18 protein-coding genes are annotated in these 21213 nt (G+C 41.8%); 5 read left to right on the top strand and 13 right to left on the bottom strand.

Going from position 1 to position 21213, the window contains the following annotated elements; all coding sequences use genetic code 11:
• Nucleotides 1-7: 7 nt before the first annotated feature.
• Both pcrA and IGI88_RS15465 read right to left on the bottom strand, forming a co-directional pair.
• Complete coding sequence (gene pcrA, locus IGI88_RS15470; protein WP_429960757.1) at nt 8-2251, bottom strand: DNA helicase PcrA; 2244 nt, start codon at nt 2249-2251, stop codon at nt 8-10.
• A gap of 214 nt (nt 2252-2465) precedes the next feature.
• On the bottom strand, nt 2466-3932 hold the full coding sequence (locus IGI88_RS15465) for an alpha-amylase (RefSeq protein ID WP_016611862.1): 1467 nt from the start codon (nt 3930-3932) through the stop codon (nt 2466-2468).
• Nucleotides 3933-4137: 205 nt separating this feature from the next.
• Between IGI88_RS15465 and IGI88_RS15460 the strand changes: the two genes are divergently transcribed.
• From IGI88_RS15460 to IGI88_RS15450, 3 genes are read left to right on the top strand one after another with little or no spacing between them, the layout of a single operon-like run.
• Nucleotides 4138-4893 (top strand): DeoR/GlpR family DNA-binding transcription regulator, encoded by a 756-nt coding sequence (locus IGI88_RS15460; RefSeq protein ID WP_005235726.1) that lies wholly within the window; start codon nt 4138-4140, stop codon nt 4891-4893.
• Entirely contained in the window at nt 4890-5807 is a 918-nt protein-coding gene (gene pfkB / locus IGI88_RS15455; protein WP_429960756.1) for a 1-phosphofructokinase, read from the top strand. The genes IGI88_RS15460 and pfkB overlap by 4 nt, the downstream gene beginning before the upstream one ends.
• Before the next feature lie 13 nt (nt 5808-5820).
• Nucleotides 5821-7746, top strand: coding sequence for a PTS fructose transporter subunit IIABC (locus IGI88_RS15450; protein ID WP_429960755.1), 1926 nt, complete (start codon nt 5821-5823; stop codon nt 7744-7746).
• 42 nt (nt 7747-7788) lie between these two features.
• On the opposite strand, the gene IGI88_RS15445 is transcribed toward IGI88_RS15450, so the two are convergent.
• The gene (locus IGI88_RS15445) at nt 7789-9120 is read right to left on the bottom strand and encodes a hypothetical protein (protein WP_429960754.1); all 1332 of its coding nucleotides are present in this window, start codon (nt 9118-9120) and stop codon (nt 7789-7791) included.
• A gap of 130 nt (nt 9121-9250) precedes the next feature.
• Between IGI88_RS15445 and IGI88_RS15440 the strand changes: the two genes are divergently transcribed.
• Complete coding sequence (locus tag IGI88_RS15440; RefSeq protein ID WP_008380128.1) at nt 9251-9430, top strand: SPJ_0845 family protein; 180 nt, start codon at nt 9251-9253, stop codon at nt 9428-9430.
• Between the two features lie 111 nt (nt 9431-9541).
• Here IGI88_RS15440 and IGI88_RS15435 read toward each other — a convergent pair whose 3' ends face one another.
• The 9 genes from IGI88_RS15435 to IGI88_RS15395 all read right to left on the bottom strand — a co-directional run bounded on the left by IGI88_RS15435 (nt 9542) and on the right by IGI88_RS15395 (nt 17295).
• Complete coding sequence (locus IGI88_RS15435) at nt 9542-10093, bottom strand: hypothetical protein (protein WP_429960753.1); 552 nt, start codon at nt 10091-10093, stop codon at nt 9542-9544.
• A 15-nt stretch (nt 10094-10108) separates the two neighbouring features.
• Complete coding sequence (locus IGI88_RS15430; protein WP_429960752.1) at nt 10109-10423, bottom strand: helix-turn-helix transcriptional regulator; 315 nt, start codon at nt 10421-10423, stop codon at nt 10109-10111.
• A gap of 170 nt (nt 10424-10593) precedes the next feature.
• Nucleotides 10594-11178 carry a ribosome biogenesis GTP-binding protein YihA/YsxC gene (yihA, locus tag IGI88_RS15425; RefSeq protein WP_008382206.1) on the bottom strand — a complete coding sequence of 195 codons (585 nt, stop codon included), beginning with the start codon at nt 11176-11178 and terminating at the stop codon, nt 10594-10596.
• Between the two features lie 70 nt (nt 11179-11248).
• Nucleotides 11249-12493: an ATP-dependent Clp protease ATP-binding subunit ClpX gene (gene clpX / locus IGI88_RS15420; protein ID WP_005235713.1), complete on the bottom strand. Its 1245-nt coding sequence runs from the start codon at nt 12491-12493 to the stop codon at nt 11249-11251.
• A 226-nt stretch (nt 12494-12719) separates the two neighbouring features.
• Complete coding sequence (gene tig / locus IGI88_RS15415) at nt 12720-14003, bottom strand: trigger factor (protein WP_005235710.1); 1284 nt, start codon at nt 14001-14003, stop codon at nt 12720-12722.
• Between the two features lie 119 nt (nt 14004-14122).
• Nucleotides 14123-15070, bottom strand: coding sequence for a hypothetical protein (locus IGI88_RS15410; protein WP_429960751.1), 948 nt, complete (start codon nt 15068-15070; stop codon nt 14123-14125).
• Nucleotides 15071-15107: 37 nt separating this feature from the next.
• Nucleotides 15108-15938, bottom strand: coding sequence for an RDD family protein (locus tag IGI88_RS15405; RefSeq protein ID WP_429960750.1), 831 nt, complete (start codon nt 15936-15938; stop codon nt 15108-15110).
• A 2-nt stretch (nt 15939-15940) separates the two neighbouring features.
• Nucleotides 15941-16972 carry a signal peptide peptidase SppA gene (gene sppA / locus IGI88_RS15400; RefSeq protein WP_005235703.1) on the bottom strand — a complete coding sequence of 344 codons (1032 nt, stop codon included), beginning with the start codon at nt 16970-16972 and terminating at the stop codon, nt 15941-15943.
• Between the two features lie 32 nt (nt 16973-17004).
• Complete coding sequence (locus IGI88_RS15395; RefSeq protein WP_005235701.1) at nt 17005-17295, bottom strand: hypothetical protein; 291 nt, start codon at nt 17293-17295, stop codon at nt 17005-17007.
• A 445-nt stretch (nt 17296-17740) separates the two neighbouring features.
• Here IGI88_RS15395 and glmS point away from each other — a divergent pair, with 445 nt between their 5' ends.
• Nucleotides 17741-19552 carry a glutamine--fructose-6-phosphate transaminase (isomerizing) gene (glmS, locus tag IGI88_RS15390; protein ID WP_008382201.1) on the top strand — a complete coding sequence of 604 codons (1812 nt, stop codon included), beginning with the start codon at nt 17741-17743 and terminating at the stop codon, nt 19550-19552.
• 289 nt (nt 19553-19841) lie between these two features.
• Here glmS and glmM read toward each other — a convergent pair whose 3' ends face one another.
• Complete coding sequence (gene glmM / locus IGI88_RS15385; protein ID WP_008382200.1) at nt 19842-21197, bottom strand: phosphoglucosamine mutase; 1356 nt, start codon at nt 21195-21197, stop codon at nt 19842-19844.
• Nucleotides 21198-21213 lie beyond the last annotated feature (16 nt).

The following is a 21213-nucleotide window of genomic DNA, read 5'->3' as shown; positions in this document are numbered from 1 at the left end:
ATCCTCCTTATTTTTCAACTTTTTCAATCGGCGCAAAGGCCGCCAACAATCGTTTGACGCCTTGTTGTGGGAACGCCACATCTAATTCGATGTCTTGCGCGCTGCCAGTCGTCCGAACGACCGTACCGATTCCCCATTTTTTATGTTGAACTTTCTCGCCTACTTGCCATGTATTACCAGCTGCAGAGGTCTGTTGCTTAGAAGCGACGGTCGTTTGACGCGGCTGTGTATAGCTCGGTTTAAAGACTTTTGGTTGAAACGGTGCAGCAGCTTTCGGTTGTGAACGCTCGCCTAATGATTGCAGCAGATCTTGTTCAATCTCCTCGATAAACCGTGACGGACGATTGTATTGGGTACGACCGTATAATGTTCTGGAAAAAGCGTTGGTCATAAAGAGCTCTTCCTCAGCACGAGTGATTCCCACATAAGCAAGGCGCCGTTCTTCTTCGAGTTCGCTTTCTTCCATTAAAGCCCGAGAAAGCGGGAAGATATTTTCTTCCAAACCAATCAAGAATACCACTGGAAACTCCAGTCCTTTTGCAGCATGCAAGGTCATCAACGTCACTTGACTACTTTCTTCTTCATAACTATCGACGTCTGACAATAAAGCTAAGTCATTTAAGAAAACACTCAACTTCTCATCTGGTGCATCTGCATCGTCTTCGTTTTGCGCCTCAAATCGTTTATCGAATTCTTGGGTAACCGATAAAAATTCTTCCAGGTTTTCAAGTCTAGCTTGTGCTTCTAAATTATTCTGGTTGACTAACTCTTGACGATAACCCGTCTTTTCTAATATTTCTTTCGTCAGTTCAGTTACTGAGAGGTAAGGAACCATTTGGGCGAAGCCATCCATCATCATCCCAAAGCTTCCTAATTCTTTGCCGGCCTTTCCAGAAATATTCGCCAACTCGACGTTCATGGCTGCTTCTAGCAATGACCACTCATGAAGATTCGCAAAATCTCGTAGTTTTTCGACGGATATCGCACCGATCCCACGTTTTGGTACATTGATGATTCGTTCCAAGCTGATGGAATCACGAGGATTGGCGATCGCCGATAAATAAGCCAAAATATCACGGATTTCTTTGCGGTCATAGAACTTTCTGCCGCCGACCATCGTATAAGGAACGTTGGCTTTTAAAAGCATTTCTTCAATGATCCGTGACTGGGCGTTGGTCCGATACAAAATCGCAAAATCACCGAATTTACGGTTCTTTTCTGCAATTTGTTTCTGCATTTCACTGACGATAAATCGCGCCTCATCTCGTTCACTATCCCCGCGATAATAAGTGATTTTTTCCCCATCACGATTTTCTGTCCACAGATTTTTGTCTGGGCGGTTGCGGTTATTTTTGATTACTTGGTTTGCCGCATTTAAAATCGTTTGCGTTGAACGATAGTTTTGCTCTAACAATATCGTTGCGGCATCCGGATAGTCTTTTTCAAAGTCTAAAATATTTTGCATGTTGGCGCCACGCCAACCGTAAATACTTTGGTCCGCATCCCCAACGACACAAAGATTTCGAAAACGAGCGGCCAATAAATTGACTAGCGTGTATTGGGCATGGTTGGTATCTTGGTATTCATCGACATGGATATAGTGGAATTTCCGTTGATAAAATTGCAGCGCATCTTCATTGTCTTGGAAGAGGCGGATCGTATTCATGATTAAATCATCGAAGTCCATGCATTGATTATTACGCAGCTCTTTTTGATATTTTTCATAACAACGACCTACGATTTGCTCAAAGAGACTACCTTCCATGGCTTGGTAAGCTTCAGGTGTCAACAGCTCATTCTTTGCATGAGAGATCGTTCCCAAAATAGAACGAGGATCATATTTTTTGGGATCGATATTCAATTCTTTTAATACTCGTTTCATCAGCGTATTTTGCTCAGAAGAATCAATGATAGTAAAATTCTTCGAATACCCGATTCGATCAACATCCCTGCGCAAAATTCTGACACACATCGAGTGGAAGGTTGAAACCCAAACGTCTTCACCACCCGATCCTAATAGTTGACTGACCCGTTCTTTCATTTCACGTGCCGCTTTATTCGTAAATGTGATGGCTAAAATATTCCATGGATTTACATTTTTTTCTTCTATTAAATAGGCGATTCGGTGGGTTAGGACACGGGTCTTCCCGCTTCCTGCCCCTGCCATCAGCAGCAACGGCCCTTCCGTATGCATAACGGCTTCTTTTTGCCGTGGATTCATGCGTTTAAGTAATTCACTTTTGGATGACATGCTTTTAAACATCCTTTCTTTCTCAATCTTCTCAATTATAGCATTATCCGTGAATGGGGAAAACCGAACGCTTTGAAAACTTTTAATTAAAAGCGCTTTGATTTTAGTACTCACGATGCCATCAGTTTCGAAAGAAAAAAGTCAGTCCGTTGTTTGTTTACATAATAAAAAGGCTGTAAACTTACCAGCCTCTTATTATGACTATTGAAAGAGATCAGCTAAAGTATTTCTCTACTAGCTTTTCATTCACATAGATTGACACTTGCCCATCATTGACCGGGAAAACACCTTTTCCGGTATCATCTAAAACAACTTTCGCTTCATTATTTCTCAATATATCCACGAAGGTCTCTCCACCATGGATCGCGCTGATGGTCATTTCTTTTTCCGCACCTTGAGCATTGGTCATCACGACCGCCAATCCAGAAAGCTCATGTTCATAATCGCCAGTTAATACCCAGCCAATACAATTAGGATCATCGAAATAATCGACTTGATTCCCAAATGCAAGCTTCTCTCGAAGTTTTAACATATGGATCAAAGCATCACCAACAGGAGCGATTTCTTGCGCTGGGATTCCGAATAAGTCACCCCAGAAAACAACCGGTACACCCGCTTTTCGTAAAAGGATCAATGAATAAGCATGGACTTTAAACCATCCGTCTATCCAAGATTGTAAACTTTGTCCGACTTGCGTATCATGATTGTCTACAAAAGTCACGGCATAATCTTCGCGCGCGGCAGTCAGTGTACCGGCAAAAATTTGACTCATATCATATTCGCCATTCGAGTGAGATGCTTCATATAAATTATAGTGCAAAGGCACATCGAATAAATAAATCAGATTTCCTGAAGAATCTAAATACTCTTCTAATTTTGGCAGATCCCCTGACCAATATTCTCCGACAACAAATAGTGGTTTGCCTTTTTCTTCCCGACGATTCAAGATCCAATCTGCGTAATAGTTGAACTCAATGTGTTTTACCGCATCTAAGCGATAGCCATCAACACCAGTCAGCTCTTGGTACCATTGCCCCCATTTATTGAGCTGTTCCACCGTTTCAGGATTTTCCATGTCCAGATCACAACCCATTAAATAGTCGTAATTACCCATTTCATCATCCACTTGGTTTTCCCAGCCCTTATCAGCGAAGTTAAAAATCCCGTGGTCTTTATTGCGATCATCATAATCGACACCAGAAAAATTATGCCAGGTCCAGACATAGTCATTGTAAGTTCCTTTACGTCCTGGGAAAGTGAATTTAGTCCAAGCTTCGATCTCTTCTTCATCACTGATCGGTTCATTGCGGTTTTCGGTATTGTATTTAACCGCCGGAACGACCTCCTTTTCATCGGCGCCGATCAAGTGATTAAAGACGATATCGGCATAAACCTCAACTCCTTGTTCTTGTAGTGCTTTGATGGCTTCCAAATACTCATCCTTGGTTCCATATTTTGTTGGCACCGACCCCTTTTGATCGAATTCGCCTAGATCATAATAATCATAGACACCATACCCAACGTCTTCGGACCCAGCTGTCCCTTTATAGGCAGGCGGCAGCCAAATTGCGGTAAATCCATACTCTTTGATTTCTTTACTCATTTCTTTCAATTTGTTCCAGTGTTGGCTATCTGCCGGCAGGTCCCATTCGAACCCTTGTAAAATGACTTTGTTATTCATTTATTTATCCCCCCTTAATTCAATTAAGCCAAATAATAGTAAAAATTGTCAAATATAAGGACAGCAATCTCAGGAAAATGAAGGTTAGCATGACCGTTTGTGACCGATTTCTATTATTCACGCTTTCATCATGAATGTTTTTTACTGTTTATGATTGATTTTGAATGAATCATATGTTACTATGGCAGGTGAAGAGGTGATGTAAATGCTTACAGAGGAGCGGCATCAAGCGATTTTGGCACGATTAGAGCAAGAGGAAATCGTCAAAGTCAGTGAACTGATCCAACTGCTGGATGCTTCAGAGTCAACAATCCGCAGAGATCTCCAAGAACTGGAAGATAAAGGGTTTCTAGTTAGAATTCACGGCGGGGCCAAAAAAAGCCAGCAATTAGGTTTTGAACCCAACATGTCTGAAAAAAAAGCGAAATTTCAAACAGAAAAACAAAAAATTGCTCGCGCAGCCGCACAAACGATCAAAAATGGTGAAGTCATTTATCTAGACGCAGGAACAACGACCCTTGAAATGATTCCTTTCTTATCGTCCATCACAGCGCTGAAAGTTGTCACGAACTCCGTCAAGCACGCTTCCCTACTGATTGATCACGGGATCGACACCATGATTTTAGGGGGAACCATTAAGATAGCTACGAACGCTGTTTTAGGAATCAATGCCGGTGAACAGTTGCGTAAATTGCGCTTTAACCGCTGTTTTATGGGCATGAACGGTGCTCATTCGGAAGCTGGTTTCACCACACCCGATCCTGAAGAAGCCCTGATCAAGCAGATTGCACTAGAGCACAGTCAACAAGCCTATGTCTTGCTAGACCATTCCAAGTTTCAGCAAACAACTTTTGCTCAAGTTGCTTTTATTGAAGGTGCAACGATCATCACCGATTATTGCCCAAAAAACTATTTAGCGAAATTCAGAGCAAAAACAACCATTATGGAGGTAATACAATGATTTACACAGTAACACTCAATCCATCGATCGACTTTATCGTCCACGTCGATCATTTGGAGATCGGTACCCTTAATCGAATGAAACAAGACTTTAAACTACCTGGTGGCAAAGGAATCAATGTCTCACGGATTTTGAAGCGAATTGGCATCTCCTCGACTACCCTTGGTTTTGTTGGCGGATTTACTGGTCGTTTTATTGAAGAGTGGCTGACCAAAGAGGAAATCAACAGCAATTTTACGCAAGTCGCTGCCGATACCCGGATCAATATCAAATTAAAATCCGGCGAAGAAACAGAAATCAACGGCCTTGGTCCAGTCATTCAAGAGCAAGAAATCGCTGAATTAAAACACCAATTAGCCGCTCTTTCTGCCGAAGACATCGTCATCCTATCAGGAAGTAAACCAGCTGGTCTTCCAGCCGACTTTTATAAAGAATTGATCAAAATCGTTAAAGAAGCTGGTGCAGAATTTGTCATTGATACGACTGGTGCGGAACTATTTGATGCCTTATCCGATCAGCCTTTGCTGATCAAACCAAATAATCATGAATTAGCGGAACTTTATGAAACTTCTTTTTCAACAATCGAAGATATTTTGCCTTATGGCCAAAGAATGCTAAAGGATGGCGCTAAAAATGTCATCGTCTCTCTAGGTGGTGATGGTGCCCTGCTCTTTACTGGCAATGAGATCTATCGCTCCAATGTGTTGAAACGACCTTTGAAAAATTCAGTTGGCGCTGGAGATTCCATGATTGCTGGATTCATTGGGCGTTACGCAAAGACCAAAGATGTGGTTGAAGCATTCAAATGGGGGGTCGCTTGTGGCAGTGCCACTGCGTTCTCAGATGATTTAGCTGAGGCGTCATTTATCGAAGAATTACTACCGGAAGTCATTATTGAACAAGTGAATCTATAGGAGGATGGAAAAAATGAAAATCAATGAGTTGATGCTGAAAGATGCCATGATCATGGACTTGCAAGCAACAGACAAAAAAGGTGCCATTGATCAAATGGTAGCAAAATTATATGCTGTCGGACGGATTTCAGATGTCGAAATCTACAAAGAAGGAATTCTTGCCCGAGAAGCCCAAACCTCAACAGGGTTAGGTGACGGCATCGCAATGCCCCATGCCAAAAACAGTGCAGTCAAAGAAGCGACGGTTTTATTCGCAAAGAGTAATGCGGGTGTCGACTATGAGGCGTTAGATGGACAACCAACGTACCTCTTCTTTATGATCGCAGCACCAGAAGGAGCAAATGATACTCATTTACAAGCGTTAGCAGCTCTATCTCGCTTATTGATCGATCCAGATTTCGTTGCTAAACTAAAAACAGCGACAACTGCTGATCAAGTACAACAACTTTTCTCAGAAGCTGAGGCACAGCAAGAAGCCGATGCTTTAGCAGAAGAAGCGGCAAACCAAGAAGCAGCACCTGCTAGCGAACGTCCCTATATCGTCGCAGTTACAGCTTGCCCGACAGGGATCGCCCACACCTACATGGCAGAAGATGCTTTGAAAAAGAAAGCCAAAGAACTTGGTGTTGACATCAAAGTCGAAACAAATGGTTCAGAAGGAATCAAAAATCGTTTAACAGAAGCTGATATCGCCCGAGCTGCTGGTGTGATCGTAGCTGCCGATAAAAAAGTTGAAATGGATCGCTTTGACGGCAAACATTTAGTAAACCGTCCTGTGAGCGATGGTATCCGTAAAACCGAGCAATTAATCAATGAAGCATTGAGCGGAACTGCTCCTGTTTTTCACGGTAGTGGCCAAGCTTCTGATAAAGAGGACGCTTCTGCTGATGGTTCAGTCGGTCAACGAATCTATAAAGATTTGATGAATGGTGTTTCTCACATGTTACCATTTGTTATTGCCGGTGGAATCATGATCGCTATTTCCTTCATGGTGGACCAGTTCATGGGTGTCCCTCAAGATGCCTTGAGTCAATTAGGAAACTACAACCAAGCCGCTTCTTGGTTCAATCAAATCGGTAGCGCGGCATTTGGTTTTATGTTACCTGTCTTAGCTGGTTTCATCGCTTCAAGTATCAGTGACCGACCTGGATTGATCGTCGGTTTCGCAGCAGGTGCCCTAGCAAATACGGGTGGTGCTGGATTCTTAGGAGCATTGATTGGCGGTTTCTTAGCTGGTTATGTCATCAAGTTCTTGCGTTCATTATTCAAAGGTTTACCAAAATCATTAGAAGGAATCAAAACGATCCTTTTCTACCCTGTTTTCGGCCTATTGATCACTGGCTTCTTGATGTTACTGATCAACGTGCCAATGAAAGCCATCAATGACGGTTTGAATAGCTTCTTGACTGGCTTAAGTGGTACCAACGCCGCTTTACTTGGTGCTTTGTTAGCAGCAATGATGGCAGCCGATCTAGGTGGCCCAATCAACAAAGCCGCTTATGTTTTCGGTACTGCAACATTGGCAACGACCGTTGCTGAAGGTGGTAGCGTCGTGATGGCATCTGTAATGGCGGGCGGAATGGTTCCTCCATTGGCAATCTTTGTCGCAACGTTATTGTTCAAAAATAAATTCACCAAAGACCAAAAAGAAGCTGGTTTAACAAACATCGTCATGGGGCTATCCTTCGTCACAGAAGGTGCGATCCCATTTGCAGCAGCAGATCCATTGCGGGCGATCCCAAGCTTTATCGTTGGTTCTGCACTGACTGGTGCGCTTGTCGGTGCCTTTGATATCCAATTAATGGCACCACATGGTGGGATCTTCGTTGTTCTATTATTATCTAAACCAATTTTGTTCTTGCTATTCATCTTAATCGGTGCGATCGTTTCTGGCGTTGTATTCGGTTTGTTGAAAAAAGCGCCTGAACAAGCTGCCTAATTGAAAAGACCCGCAAGATCCTCGTGATCTTGCGGGTCTTTTTCATTCTTGATTGGTAAAGAGCTGCTGTTCGACTAGCTTTTGGGTATTCATAAAATACACTCGAAGTTTCTTGCCATTCTTTTTTAGATTGACCCACGTATATTTGCGCGTGCGGTGCAAATACCCAAAATGAACATCCGGCATCGCTGCTTTCAATCCGTCTATCGGCAGCTCCTTCAAGGCTGTTTCTGGTAAATAAAATTGTAAGCAAGCTGTGTAGTCTTTAAAGCGATCCTCTGAGTAATCAATTTCGAGGTGATTCCGAATATAAAAGGCATATGCCTCGACCCCATCATCTACAGTCAATTCCGGTTTTAATACAATATAATCCATCATGCGCAACCGATCTTGGTCGATCCAAGGAAAATACGCTTGTGCATTCAAGTAACCTTTCACCCGTCGCTCCTGGTACTCTTCGTTCACCAAATCGAAGCTTCGAGTGACGAAATGTGTCGCGTTACGCTTAGTCGTCGGCTGCAGCCGATCATTTTGGTACTGGATGGTTTGGATCAATTGGTCGCCAAAGGCGTACTCAATATATGGTTCCCTCAAAATACCGACGCCATTATCCCATGTCAATTGATCGATCCCAGTTTGATCGCGAAACAAACGCTGGTATGAAAGATTCAACTCGTGATCCCACTGAAACGGATCGCGATACAATTCCACCATCACGATTCCCTGATCTCTAACTTGGACCTGCTCGACTTGTTGCGCATCCGTAATGATCACCTGAGGAATAATACGGGCATAGAATACCGAAAAGTACATTCGCCAACAAGAGGTCAGTGTGTAGCCATTGTAAAAAACATCGTACCCAGCAAATTGATTGCAATCAATAACGATCTCTTGTTCAAAATTTTTCCGCTTCGGTAACGCGTTGATTTCAGCAATCGATTGAAAATTTTGTCTTTTCTCGATTCGCTCGACGTTATGCATCAGGTACTCATCATATGAACGCAAATAGCCAAACATTCCATCTCTTTGCATCGTTTCATCGAAGTAACTTAAAATCACTGTTTTCTGTGTGGAAAATACGTCTTTCGTAAACAGGTGCCGTTGTAAAACAGCCTCTTGAATGATATGGATACTGGACTCATTTTGGCCGTCCGTCACAATCAATTCAGTATTGATTTCTTCAGGGTCGCTATGCAGCAGTTGACTGACCTCATCAAAATCATAAGGTTTCTTTTCTTGCTGATTGTAATAGTATTCCGTCGGCTGATAGCTAAGACGAACCAAAGCGAACCAATTTTCAATCAACAAACGCAACTGTGATGCTTCCATTTGTGTCGATTGTAGAAAGCCGTAAATTTTTTCAGTTTTGATCATCGCTATCCCTCTTTTCTATCCCCTTTCTTTAATTATAGTAAAGGGAGAAACGATTGAACACTATTTCGCTTTTTTTTGGTGAAATCTACGACCGTTCGTGGTAAACTAAAGGCGCTTGGAGGTGAACCTTATGGGCTTAAAATTCCAACGAGAAGACTCGCTAGATAAAATGTTTGATGATTTTGCCTTTCTTCCCGATAACGACAAAGACAATAAAAAGCAGGAAAAGGACATTGAGCGTTTCTTAAAAAACGAACCTGATGATGAAAAAGAGCAAAAAAAAGCAAATAATATAAAAAAAGCAGACTAACAAAAAAGGCACAGGACTGCGAGGTCCTTGCCTTTTTTACCTTTTTAGCTAAGAAATGAGCGACCAAATCAACTTATCTGGGAGAATTAGAATCTGATCCTCCTTCTCACATTACAACTCTTCATATAAAACACTTTGCCGTAAGCGAATCAAGCCGATAATCACCAGACAAAGAATGAAAACGACGCCTGCTAGGATCGTGACCACAAAGCCAGCTACCACGATTGGGGATTGAGTAAAGCGAATCATTGGTTCAAAAAAAGTGGTTTTGATCAAATCCGGGATGTCTGTCGCTAGCAGTTGCTGAATCGCTTGATTGAAATCCTTTGCCGTTGCACTCGATGGCAAAACAGCCATAAAACTCCCTACACCATAATTTGCAACTCCAATCCATGCAACAGCAACACTTCCTAATGCAAGTAATCCGATACCAACATTTCCAACAACAACCGATCCAACGGCGATATTTCCTATACCAACGAGCAAGGCAAAACAGAAATGACCAAAAGCGAACGCGCCGATGCTGATGGTCCCGATTGCCAACGCGCCAAAGGACATAACACCGATCGATAGCAGTCCCAAACTGATAAGCCCCATAGCAATGACCCCTTTGGCTTTAACGCCAAGACAGAACCAGCCAGACGCAGTGGGTACCTCTTTCATCAGAACAAAAAACTCTCAAACGCTCGTCACTTGATTCAGTAATAAGAATAAATTGGGAATCAAAATGTGCATTAACGGAAGCCGTAGAACCCTCCGTTCACTTTTGTATTCATAATAGTAGGTTTCTTTCTTTTCTTTTAATAGCTCTTCCACTGGAGTGCCTAATAAATCGGCGAGACGAACCAATGTCTCGATGTCTGGCAACCCATTTCCTCGTTCCCATTTTGAAATGGCCTTATCAGAAACAAATAACCTCGCAGCTAATTCCTTCTGGGTTAAGTTATGTCTTGATCGATACTCTTTTAATTTTTTACTTAATGTTTCATGCATTCGACCACACCTCCTTGTTACAAGTTTAACAAACATTAAGGAGATTTTCGCTGAGATTGGGCAAATTTGGCACTCTACGCTCCGTAGAATAGCCTAAATCCCCAATTTTTACTTTTAAAAAGCAAAAAAACGAAGGGAGCGACTTGCTCGCTTCGTTTCTTTATTCAAAATTATTTGATTGCTGCTTCGATGGCTTTCCATGCTTCTTCTTTTCCTTGTTTGGTAATGGAAGAAAAAAGAATGAACGTATCAGCTGGATCAAAGGACAACGCTTTTTTGATCATACTTTCATGCTTATTCCATTTCCCACGAGGGATTTTGTCTGCTTTGGTGGCAACAACGATCACAGGGATCTCATAATACTTTAAAAATTCATACATTTGAACATCTTCTTGGGAAGGTGCATGGCGCAAATCTACCAAAGATACTACTGCTCGCAGCTGCTCTCTTTGTTCGAGGTACGTTTCAATCATTTTTCCCCATTTTGCTCGCTCGGTTTTTGATACTTTTGCATAGCCATAGCCAGGGACATCGACAAAATGCAGCGTATTTTCAATCAAATAAAAATTCAATGTTTGGGTTTTCCCCGGTTTTGACGAGGTTCGGGCTAAGTTTTTACGGTTAATCAATGTATTGATAAAGGAAGATTTACCGACATTGGAGCGCCCTGCTAAGGCAATCTCCGGTAAGGGTGTATCTGGGTATTGTGCTGGTGAAACAGCACTAATGACGATCTCAGCTTCATGTACTTTCATTGGATCGCTCCTTTTCATTTTTTTCAAAAAGAAAGCCGGATAGCAATGAAACTATCCGACTTGGTCTCGATTAGACTGCTTTTTTTGTCTCTTCATTGTAAATGATTTTTGGTTCGCCAAGTCCTTTCGCAGCTTCTTCCGTAATAGTGACTTTTTGAATCGACTCATCAGAAGGAACATTGAACATGACTTCCATCATGATATTTTCGATGATCGAACGTAATCCACGAGCACCGGTGTTTCGCTCAATTGCTTGCGCAGCAATCGCACGTAAAGCCTCTGGCTCAAATTCGAGTTCTGTGTCATCTAATGCCATCAATTTTTGATATTGTTTGACAAGTGCATTTTTTGGTTCAGTCAAAATATGCACTAAATCATCTACCGTCAATTTCTCTAAAGCAGCCATCACTGGCAAACGGCCGATAAATTCAGGGATCAAACCGAATTTAAGCAAATCTTCAGGAATGATCTGTTGCATCACGCTCTCGCCTTCTTCAAGACGTTTGTTGTTTGTACCAAACCCAATGGTTTTTTCACCTAAGCGGTTTTTAACAATTGTTTCGATCCCGTCAAACGCCCCACCAACGATAAAGAGAATATTGGTCGTATCGATTTGGATCATCTCTTGATGCGGATGTTTCCGTCCCCCTTGAGGCGGCACACTAGCAGTGGTTCCTTCTAGGATTTTCAGCAAAGCTTGCTGAACACCTTCACCTGAGACATCACGAGTAATCGATACATTTTCACTCTTACGGGCGATTTTATCGATCTCATCAATATAGATAATCCCTTTTTCAGCCATTTCTACATTATAATCAGCAGCTTGTAAAAGCTTCAAAAGAATATTTTCCACATCTTCACCGACATAGCCGGCTTCTGTTAAACTGGTTGCATCAGCGATTGCAAAAGGCACATTCAGTGAACGTGCTAGCGTTTGTGCCAAAAATGTTTTACCTGAACCTGTTGGCCCGATCAAGCAAATATTGCTTTTCTGTAACTCCACATCTTCAGCTGTCGTTTCTACATTGACGCGTTTATAGTGATTATAAACCGCTACAGCCAATGTTCGTTTGGCACGATCTTGTCCAATCACATATTCATTGAGGACATTCAATAGTTCTTGCGGTTTCGGCACTTCGGTAAACTCCCGAACTGCTTCTTCGTAAAACTCTTCATCAATGATTTCTTTGCACAAATCAATGCACTCATTACAGATATAGACCCCAGGCCCTGCAACGATCTTTTTCACCTCTTCTTGCGTTTTTCCGCAAAAAGAACAACGAACAGCTTCATTACCGTTTGTATTATCGTACATACTGTTCACCCCTTGAAAATTTTCCAACCTATTTAAAGGAGTGGAATTTGGTTTACTAACTTTGCAGTCTTAAACAATCATATCATAACTTTTTTGAAAGAAAAAGTCATTTTTACTTTGCCTAACGTTTTCTTATCATTTGTTAGTAATTCCGAGATATCCCCTATTTACTCCCATGAAAAAACGGCCAACACCACTAGATGTTCGCCGTTTTTAAGAGTTTTGACTACGCTTCTTTTGCAGTGCCTGTTACAAGTTCAACTGCTTTTTTCATTGTAATATCGTGTTTCAACATGTCTTCTGTTAAGACGCGTTTGATTTGATCCACTGGCATATTGTAAGCTTCAGAAAGTTCTTTGATTTCTTTTTCGATATCTTCTTCTGTTGCTTCCAAACCTTCTTCTTTAGCGATTGCTTCAATGACAAGGTTTGTTTTCACGCGTGTTTCTGCTTCGCCTTCAAATTGTGTGTGAAGATCTGCTTCAGTTGAACCAGTTAATTGATAATACATTTCAGGTGAGATTCCTTGACGTTGCATATTGTTCAAGAACTCATCCATTGAACGGTGTACTTCATCATGTACCATTGAATGTGGTAATTCAACGATTTCTGCGTTTTCAACTGCTTGACGGATCGCAGCTTCATCTTTTGCATCTTCTGCTGCTTTTTCTTTTGTTTCAGTCAATTCAGCACGATATTTTTCTTTTAATTCCGCTAATGATTCAACGCTGTCATCAACGTCTTTTGCGAATTCATCATCTAATTCAGGAAGTTCTTTTGCTTTTACTTCGTGAACCGTTACTTTGAAGACTGCTTCTTTACCAGCTAAATCTTCTGCTTGATAATCTTCTGGGAAAGTCACGGTAACGTCTTTGCTATCGCCAGCTTTTGTTCCTACTAATTGTTCTTCAAAACCAGGGATGAATGAGTTTGAGCCAAGTTCAAGTGAGTAGTTTTCACCTTTGCCGCCTTCAAATGTTTCTTCTCCTAAGAAGCCTTCAAAGTCGATAACGACTGTGTCGCCATTTTCAGCTGCTTCGTCTTCTTTGATAACTAATTCAGCTTGTGCTTCTTGTTCGCGTTTGATGCGTGCATCAACGTCTTCTTCTGTTACTTCACGGTCTTGTTTTTCAACAGTTAAATCTTTGTAATCACCAAGTTTTACTTCAGGTTTTACAGTAACTTCTGCTTTGATTACCCAGTCTTGACCTTTTTCCATGCTGTCAACGTCGATTTTTGGTTGCGAAACAGGATCGATCCCTGCTTCTTTTACAGCAGCTTCATAAGCTTCTGGAAGAACAGCGTTCAATGCATCTTCATACAACGCTTCTTCGCCGTACATACGGTTAAATACTTGGCGTGAAACTTTCCCTTTACGGAAGCCAGGTACGTTAAGATTGCCTTTCACTTTATTGAATGCAGTCGTCAAGCCTTTTTGGATTTCCGCTTGAGCGATCGTAAATGTCAAAACACCATCATTGGTGCCTGTTTTTTCCCATTTTGCAGTCATTTATTTCCCTCCGAATATTAATTGATTTACATATGAAATAGCTTCATGCATACCTTTAAATAGTACACTAACGTTGTTTAATTGTAAACATTTTACCATGAAAGTTGCGAATTTTTCTTTCAGCGAATGCTCAAACGTAGGATATTGCGCAAGTGTCGTTTGCGTTCTTCTATTTCATTGTCTGCTTTTGGCTGTTCTTTTTCTTCAAATAACCCGCGATAATCTTCAATGTAGCTTGCCACCCATGCGTTTGCCTCTTCTTTTGCCGGTAAAAACGGGTAACTTATCGCTAAATGATCATCGATTTCTGCTGAGACACTTTCCGCTAAAATCGGGTCCTCTTGGGCGATCGTTTCTTCGATCGCTTTATGGATCGCTTTAACAGCGTCATCCTCCTGTAAAAGTTTCAATTCTTTCGGAACGATTTGCTGCATATTCCCAAGGTAATCGATTAGGTCAAAAGGTTCGTCCACTTCAAGACGCACGAGCTCATCCACTAATTTAGGTAGCAAATACGGATTTTTGATGGAAGCCAACGTGTCATGCATCAGCGAGATAAATTGTGATTTGGTAATTGCTTGGGTAAAAACGTGCCACTCTGTTGCACTCACCGGTTGATTGGCTTCATCTAATGCGCGTAAATGCTTGCGTTTCCCATGAAAATCTTCCAATCCTAAAATTTGTTGTACTTCTTCTACTTTAGCTAGTTCACTAGCCAACTGTTCCTGATAGCGTTTTGGAATTTTTGTTTTCTGACCTAATGTAAGCCAGCGCCGAGTTTTTAAGTATTGACCATCCAAGATCAGCAGATGACCAATTTGTAAAAAACCATCAGTTTGTTTCAAATAATCATCTAGATAGTCTTCCGCAAGATCTAACGCTTTGGCAAAATCATTCAGCTGTTGCAAGCATTCCACGAGCCATTGATTGATCTCAAAACTGGCGTTTTTTTGATAAAGTTCATTGTACAAACGATAAGCCTGCAAAAACTCTTTTGACTGGTAGGCTTTTTCTGCCGCCAGACGAAGCCGCTCATTTGGTCCTGGGAAATCAATCGTCTCACCCATTCACGATCCCTCCTTTACTAATTGCTTGATCTGCTAGTTAGTTTTGTGCACCAATCATTACGTGATTGGCATCCACCTGTTTATTAAAGGCCTTGATCAAATTGATGGTTACCACACTTGTTTCTGCAAAATAATCCGCAGCCTGCTGCTTATTTTTATTAAAGACGATTGGTAAATAACCGAGATAAAAGAAAACATTGAATTGCAGCACATAGCGCCCGCAAAGTTCGCGAATCAAGACCGTTTGCCAACTGAGTTCTTCTTCTACAAAAGAAATAACTCGGATGCCAAAGAGCATTTTCCCAATTGTTTGGCCATGATTCAGCTTCGTCATCAGAACAAAATAGCCCAGATAGATCGCTAAGGCACAGATGTTGTAAAGACCAAACCGCTGATTGGTTGCCGTTAGATTCGCTAGATTATAGATACTGCCAATCGTTATTTGCGTGATTGCCCGGATCACTAGAAGATCCACTAAAAAAGCAAACAAACGAATCCAAAAACCGGCAAAAAAGTAGCTAGGAAAGTCATTAAAGAACCGTTTGTCTTCGGTCTGTTTTTCAGGTTCTTCAAAATGCTGCCACGCTTTTTGTCTTTCTTCGATCTCACTTTGGTTATACTCTTCTTCTTGAAAAGACGTCAAGACTTGTTGATAAAAATCATCGGGATGGTTTACTTGTGCGTTCTTCATCGCTTTGCTGGCGTTTACTGGTTCGGCTGTTTCTGAAACCTGCGCTTCAGTTCGCACATCCGTATGACCGGTTGACGGTGTGGAGGTTTCGCGCTGTTCCCTTTGATCGATTGTTGTACTTGTGTGACTGTCATCCGTTGACGATGTGCCAGTGGAATACTTGTTTTTATCTGTCATAGTTATTCACCTCCATAATAATAAAGAGGTTTAGGGGCATCGCTTGTTCCTAAGCTTTCCATCAATTGGATCACTCGTTCTGTATTTGATTCTTTTAGTCCTTGCAGTTCGGCTAAACTTGAACCTAACCAAGTAGAAGCAAATCCAGTAGATGAAACGTCATAGCTGAAAATCTCTGCATCTTCCAAGCCTAGATCTGCTTGCATTGCTGCTAATGTATCTTCAGGAAAACCGATTTCATCCACTAAGCCAACAGACACCGCTTGCTGACCATCATAGATGCGGCCATCAGCGATCTTTCTAACGGCTTCTTCTGTCATGCCGCGTCCTTCAGCCACAATTTTAACGAACCGACCATAAGCATTGTCGACATAGGTCTGCAAGACTTCTTTATCGGCTTCTGTTGGCTCTCTCGTTGCTGAACCTACATCTTTTAGTGCACCACTTTTATACGTATTGTCTTCGATCCCTAGCTTTTCGAATAAGCCGGCATAGTTGAGCCCCGACATGATCACTCCGATCGAACCGGTAATCGTTTCATCCGTTGCGAAAATTTTATCAGCACCTGCCGAAATATAATAACCGCCACTGGCTGCCATGTTTTTCATACTGACATACATCGGAATCCCTAACTCTTTGATTTTTGCTAATTCACGAGCAATCTCGGCACTTTCATAGACGCCGCCTCCTGGGGTATTGACTTCCATCAAGATGCCCCCAATAGTTGGATCTTCTTGGATCATCCGTAGTTCTTCTAAAAATCGCTGATGATCATAAGATTCTGTTGTGAATAAGCCGCCACTGGAGCTGCTGGCGATCGTTCCTTCTAAAGATAAGCGAACAATGCGATTGTCTTGATCTCCGGCAACTAACGTTGTCTCTTCGATCGCATTACTTCCGTAGAACAAAGCATTTAAACCTTGCAGCGTTTGAGTTTCCTCTTGCTCTGGACGATTTGTGATTACTGAAAAAACCCCCGAGCAGATAAATAACCCTGCTGCGATCGCCGCTGCGATCCATCTTCTTTTATTCATTTTCCCACCTAACTTTTCGCCTTTCCCATAATTTAGTATAGATTTTTGATGACGATCACTGCTTCTTCGTCACCAACCGCATCAAATTTCTCGCTTTTTTCAGCTAAGACGTAGCCGCCAAAAAATTCCTTTGTTAGTTCATCCTGGACTTTGAATGTTTGCGCGGTTTCCACGGTGACTGATCCGGGTAAAATTTCTTGCAAGCTGTCCCAGCCCGTATCCAACATGACCTTTGTTTCATCTGTGACATTAGGATCTTTTTCTATCGCAGCTACTATTTTCTTTAGCTCTGAAAAAGTCATACAATTTACAAATTCTGGCATTTCATTCCCTCACTTTCTTACTTTTTTATTGTAGCGAACTTAAAAAAAAAAGCATAGCTTTATGAGGAAATTTCTTGGGAATCTTATTCGACAAAGCTATGTCAGCTATTTTGATTCCCTTTAGACTGGTTCAAATCAACCTTACCAATAACTATACCAATTATTTTCATATAACTTACAGTTGACAGAAACAGGAATAAATATTATGATATTGCTTGTATTTCTATAAAATATTTCACAAGGAGGATAGATAGACCAATATGGATAGCGCCTGATCTGGAAACAGATGACGAGGAAAGAGTTTATCGAAACATTCGGCGGATGACTCTAGGGACTGCACTCTACAGGCAAGAACAAATCTCATCGTAAGATGATGACAAAGACTTGCTGCGCAGATAGAAATACATAATGCCAAACTAAATTTTTTGAAAGTAGGATTATCATTATGTGTGGAATTGTAGGAATCGTAGGAAAATCAAATGCAGAACGAATTATTTTAAACGGATTGGAACGCTTAGAGTATCGGGGCTATGACTCAGCAGGCCTTTATGTCGCTGATCGGACTTCGGATCATTTAGTGAAAGCCCAAGGAAGAATCAAAAACTTGGAAGAAAAAGTGACTTCTGAAGTAACAGGAACGATCGGTATCGGACATACCCGTTGGGCGACCCATGGCAAGCCATCAGAAATGAATGCTCATCCTCACACTTCGGCAAACCAAGCACTCGTTTTGGTTCATAATGGTGTGATCGAAAACTTTGAAGAGCTTCATCAAGAATATTTAAGCAACCACCAGTTTGAAGGTCAAACAGATACCGAAATCGTTGTTCATTTGATTGAAGTGTTGAAAGAGCAAGACAACAGCACGACCAAAGCGGCCTTTAAAAAAGCTTTGTCCTTGATTCGCGGCTCTTATGCCTTTGCTTTAGTAGAAAAAAAAGATCCAGAAACCATTTATGTTGCTAAAAATAAAAGTCCCTTATTGATCGGTTTGGGAGATGGATTTAATGTCATTTGCAGCGATGCCTTAGCAATGCTCGATCAAACGACTCATTTTGTTGAGATCGAAGATGGCGAAATGGTGACCGTAACAGCCGATGCGATCGAAATCGAAGATCCAAAAGGAAACCTTGTGTACCGTGAATCTTATGAAGCACAACTAGATCTGACTGACATCGAAAAAGGAACGTACCCTTACTACATGTTAAAAGAAATCGATGATCAACCAACCGTGATGCGCCGCTTGATCCAAGAATATCAAGGAGAATCCGGTGAAGTAGTAATCGATCCAGCGTTAAAAAACGAACTTTTAGCGAGCGATCGAATCTACATCATCGCATGTGGTACCAGTAATCATGCTGGTTGGGCAGCAAAATCCATTTTAGAAAAGCTAACACAGATCCCTGTTGAGGTTCACTTATCTAGTGAGTTTGGCTACAACATGCCATTGTTGTCAGCAAAACCCTTCTTCTTGTTCTTATCACAAAGTGGTGAAACGGCAGATAGCCGTCAAGTATTAGTGACGATCAACCAGTTAGGTCTTCCTAGTCTGACGATTACCAATGTTGCTGGTTCTACTCTTTCTCGAGAAGCGAACCATACCTTATTGCTTCATGCTGGTCCAGAAATCGCCGTTGCCTCTACAAAAGCATATACCGGACAGATCGCTGTCATGACCTTATTAGCAAAAGCCATTGGTGATGAAAAAGCTGTCCCTGAAGCATTGGATTTTGACGTGTTCCATGAACTAAGCATCGTTGCTTCTGCAATGGAGGCTTTAGTGGATGAAAAAGCTGTTATCAGTCAATTTGCTGAAGATTTTCTTTCCGAAACCCGTAATGCATTTTACATTGGTCGTGGGAATGATTACTATGTATCAATGGAAGCGGCATTGAAATTAAAAGAAATTTCTTATATCCAAGCGGAAGGCTTTGCGGCTGGTGAATTAAAACACGGCACCATCGCGTTGATCGAAGAAGGTACACCAGTGATCGGTGTGATCACGGAAGAAGTGACTGGCTCTCATACGCGAGGCAATTTGAAAGAAGTCGAATCTCGTGGGGCTCACACCCTTGTGATCGTTAGTCAAGAGTTAGCAAAAGCGACTGATCAAATCATTTTGCCAAATGTTCATCCATTGGTAACCAGCTTAGTGGCAGTCGTTCCAACACAGCTGCTGGCTTACTTCGCCACTTTACAACGCGGATTCGATGTTGATAAACCAAGAAACTTAGCAAAATCCGTTACCGTTGAATAGTTTTTAAAAAAACTGAAACCGAATTGGTTATCTTCTGTTTAATAAAAAGAACTCCTCGTTCGATGACTCGATCGTTCATAGGGGTTCTTTTTTCTTGTTTTCTGCCCAACAAATCCGAAAAGACTTTTAAAAGCAACTATACTTCGCAAGGCTTGCCCACGGCGTGTTCCCTTTTAAGCGTTGTCGACAAATTCGTTGACAAGTTTCTCTAGTTCGCAAGTTGACTTCTTGCTGGTAAGTAGACAAAAAAGACGAACAAAGAATATCTTTGATCGTCTTACTTCTTCATTTATTCCGCACCGATTTCTTCTCGAACGACCGCTGCGATTTTTTCAACATAGTAATCGACTTTTTCAATGGTTGGTGCTTCTGCCATCACCCGAAGCAATGGTTCTGTTCCTGAAGGACGAACCAAGATACGGCCTTCGCCGTTCATTTCTGCTTCTGTCTCTTCCACGATTTTACGGATAGCTGGAACATCCATCGCACCATTTTTATCTGTCACTCGAATGTTGACAAGTTTTTGTGGATAGATCGTTACCTCTCCTGCTAATTCCGACAGTTTCTTGCCCGTTTGTTTCATGATATTCAATAGTTGAATTCCTGATAGTAAACCGTCACCTGTCGTATTGAAATCCAAGAAAATCATATGCCCTGATTGCTCGCCACCGAAATTATAATCGTTTTTACGCATTTCTTCTACGACATAACGGTCACCGACTTGTGTGATCACATCTTTCAGACCAATTGCTTCCACTGCTTTGTGGAACCCTAAATTGCTCATGACTGTTGTAACGATCGTTCCTTGGTTCAAGCGTTTTTGTTCTGCTAAATATTTTGCACAGATATACATGATCTTATCGCCATCAACGATATTTCCTAGTTCATCAACTGCGATGACCCGATCGCCATCTCCATCAAATGCAAGACCAGCATCGGCCCCTTTTTCAACGACGAATTCGGCTAATGTTTCGGGGTGAGTCGAACCAACACCATCATTGATGTTCAACCCATCTGGGGAAGTTCCCATTGTGAAGAATTCTGTTTCTAGATCGGCAAACAAACGATTAACGCTTGTAGCTGTTGCGCCATTTGCTGCATCGACACAAACCGTGATCCCTTCTAAATCGTCAGGAATCGTTTGACGTAGAAATTGAGAGTATTTCAATAACCCTTCTGGGAACTCATCCACCGTTCCTAAGCCATCGGCAGAAGGTCGAGGAAGTGTATCTTCCGGCGCATCAAGCAATGCTTCAATTTCAGCTTCTTGTTCATCGACTAATTTAAAGCCATCATTTCCGAAGAACTTGATCCCATTGTCTTGTGCAGGATTGTGAGAGGCAGAGATCATCACACCTGCGCTTGCTTTTTGTACTTTCGTCAAGTATGCCACTCCTGGTGTGGAAATAACGCCTAATTGAAATACCTCGATCCCAACGGATAACAAACCAGCAATCAATGCGCTTTCTAGCATTTGTCCAGAAATTCGTGTGTCTCGCCCAACCAATACGCGAGGACGACGGTCCCCGGTTTCATGTTGACTTAGTACATAGCCGCCGTAACGCCCCAATTTAAATGCTAACTCAGGTGTCAATTCCTTGTTAGCTTCTCCTCTAACACCATCAGTACCAAAATATTTTCCCATTTTAATAACCTCTCTT

Origin of the sequence: Enterococcus sp. AZ179, assembly GCF_050498885.1 — a bacterium.
Taxonomy (GTDB): domain Bacteria; phylum Bacillota; class Bacilli; order Lactobacillales; family Enterococcaceae; genus Enterococcus_D; species Enterococcus_D entomosocium.
This window is presented reverse-complemented; position numbering and strand designations above follow the sequence as displayed.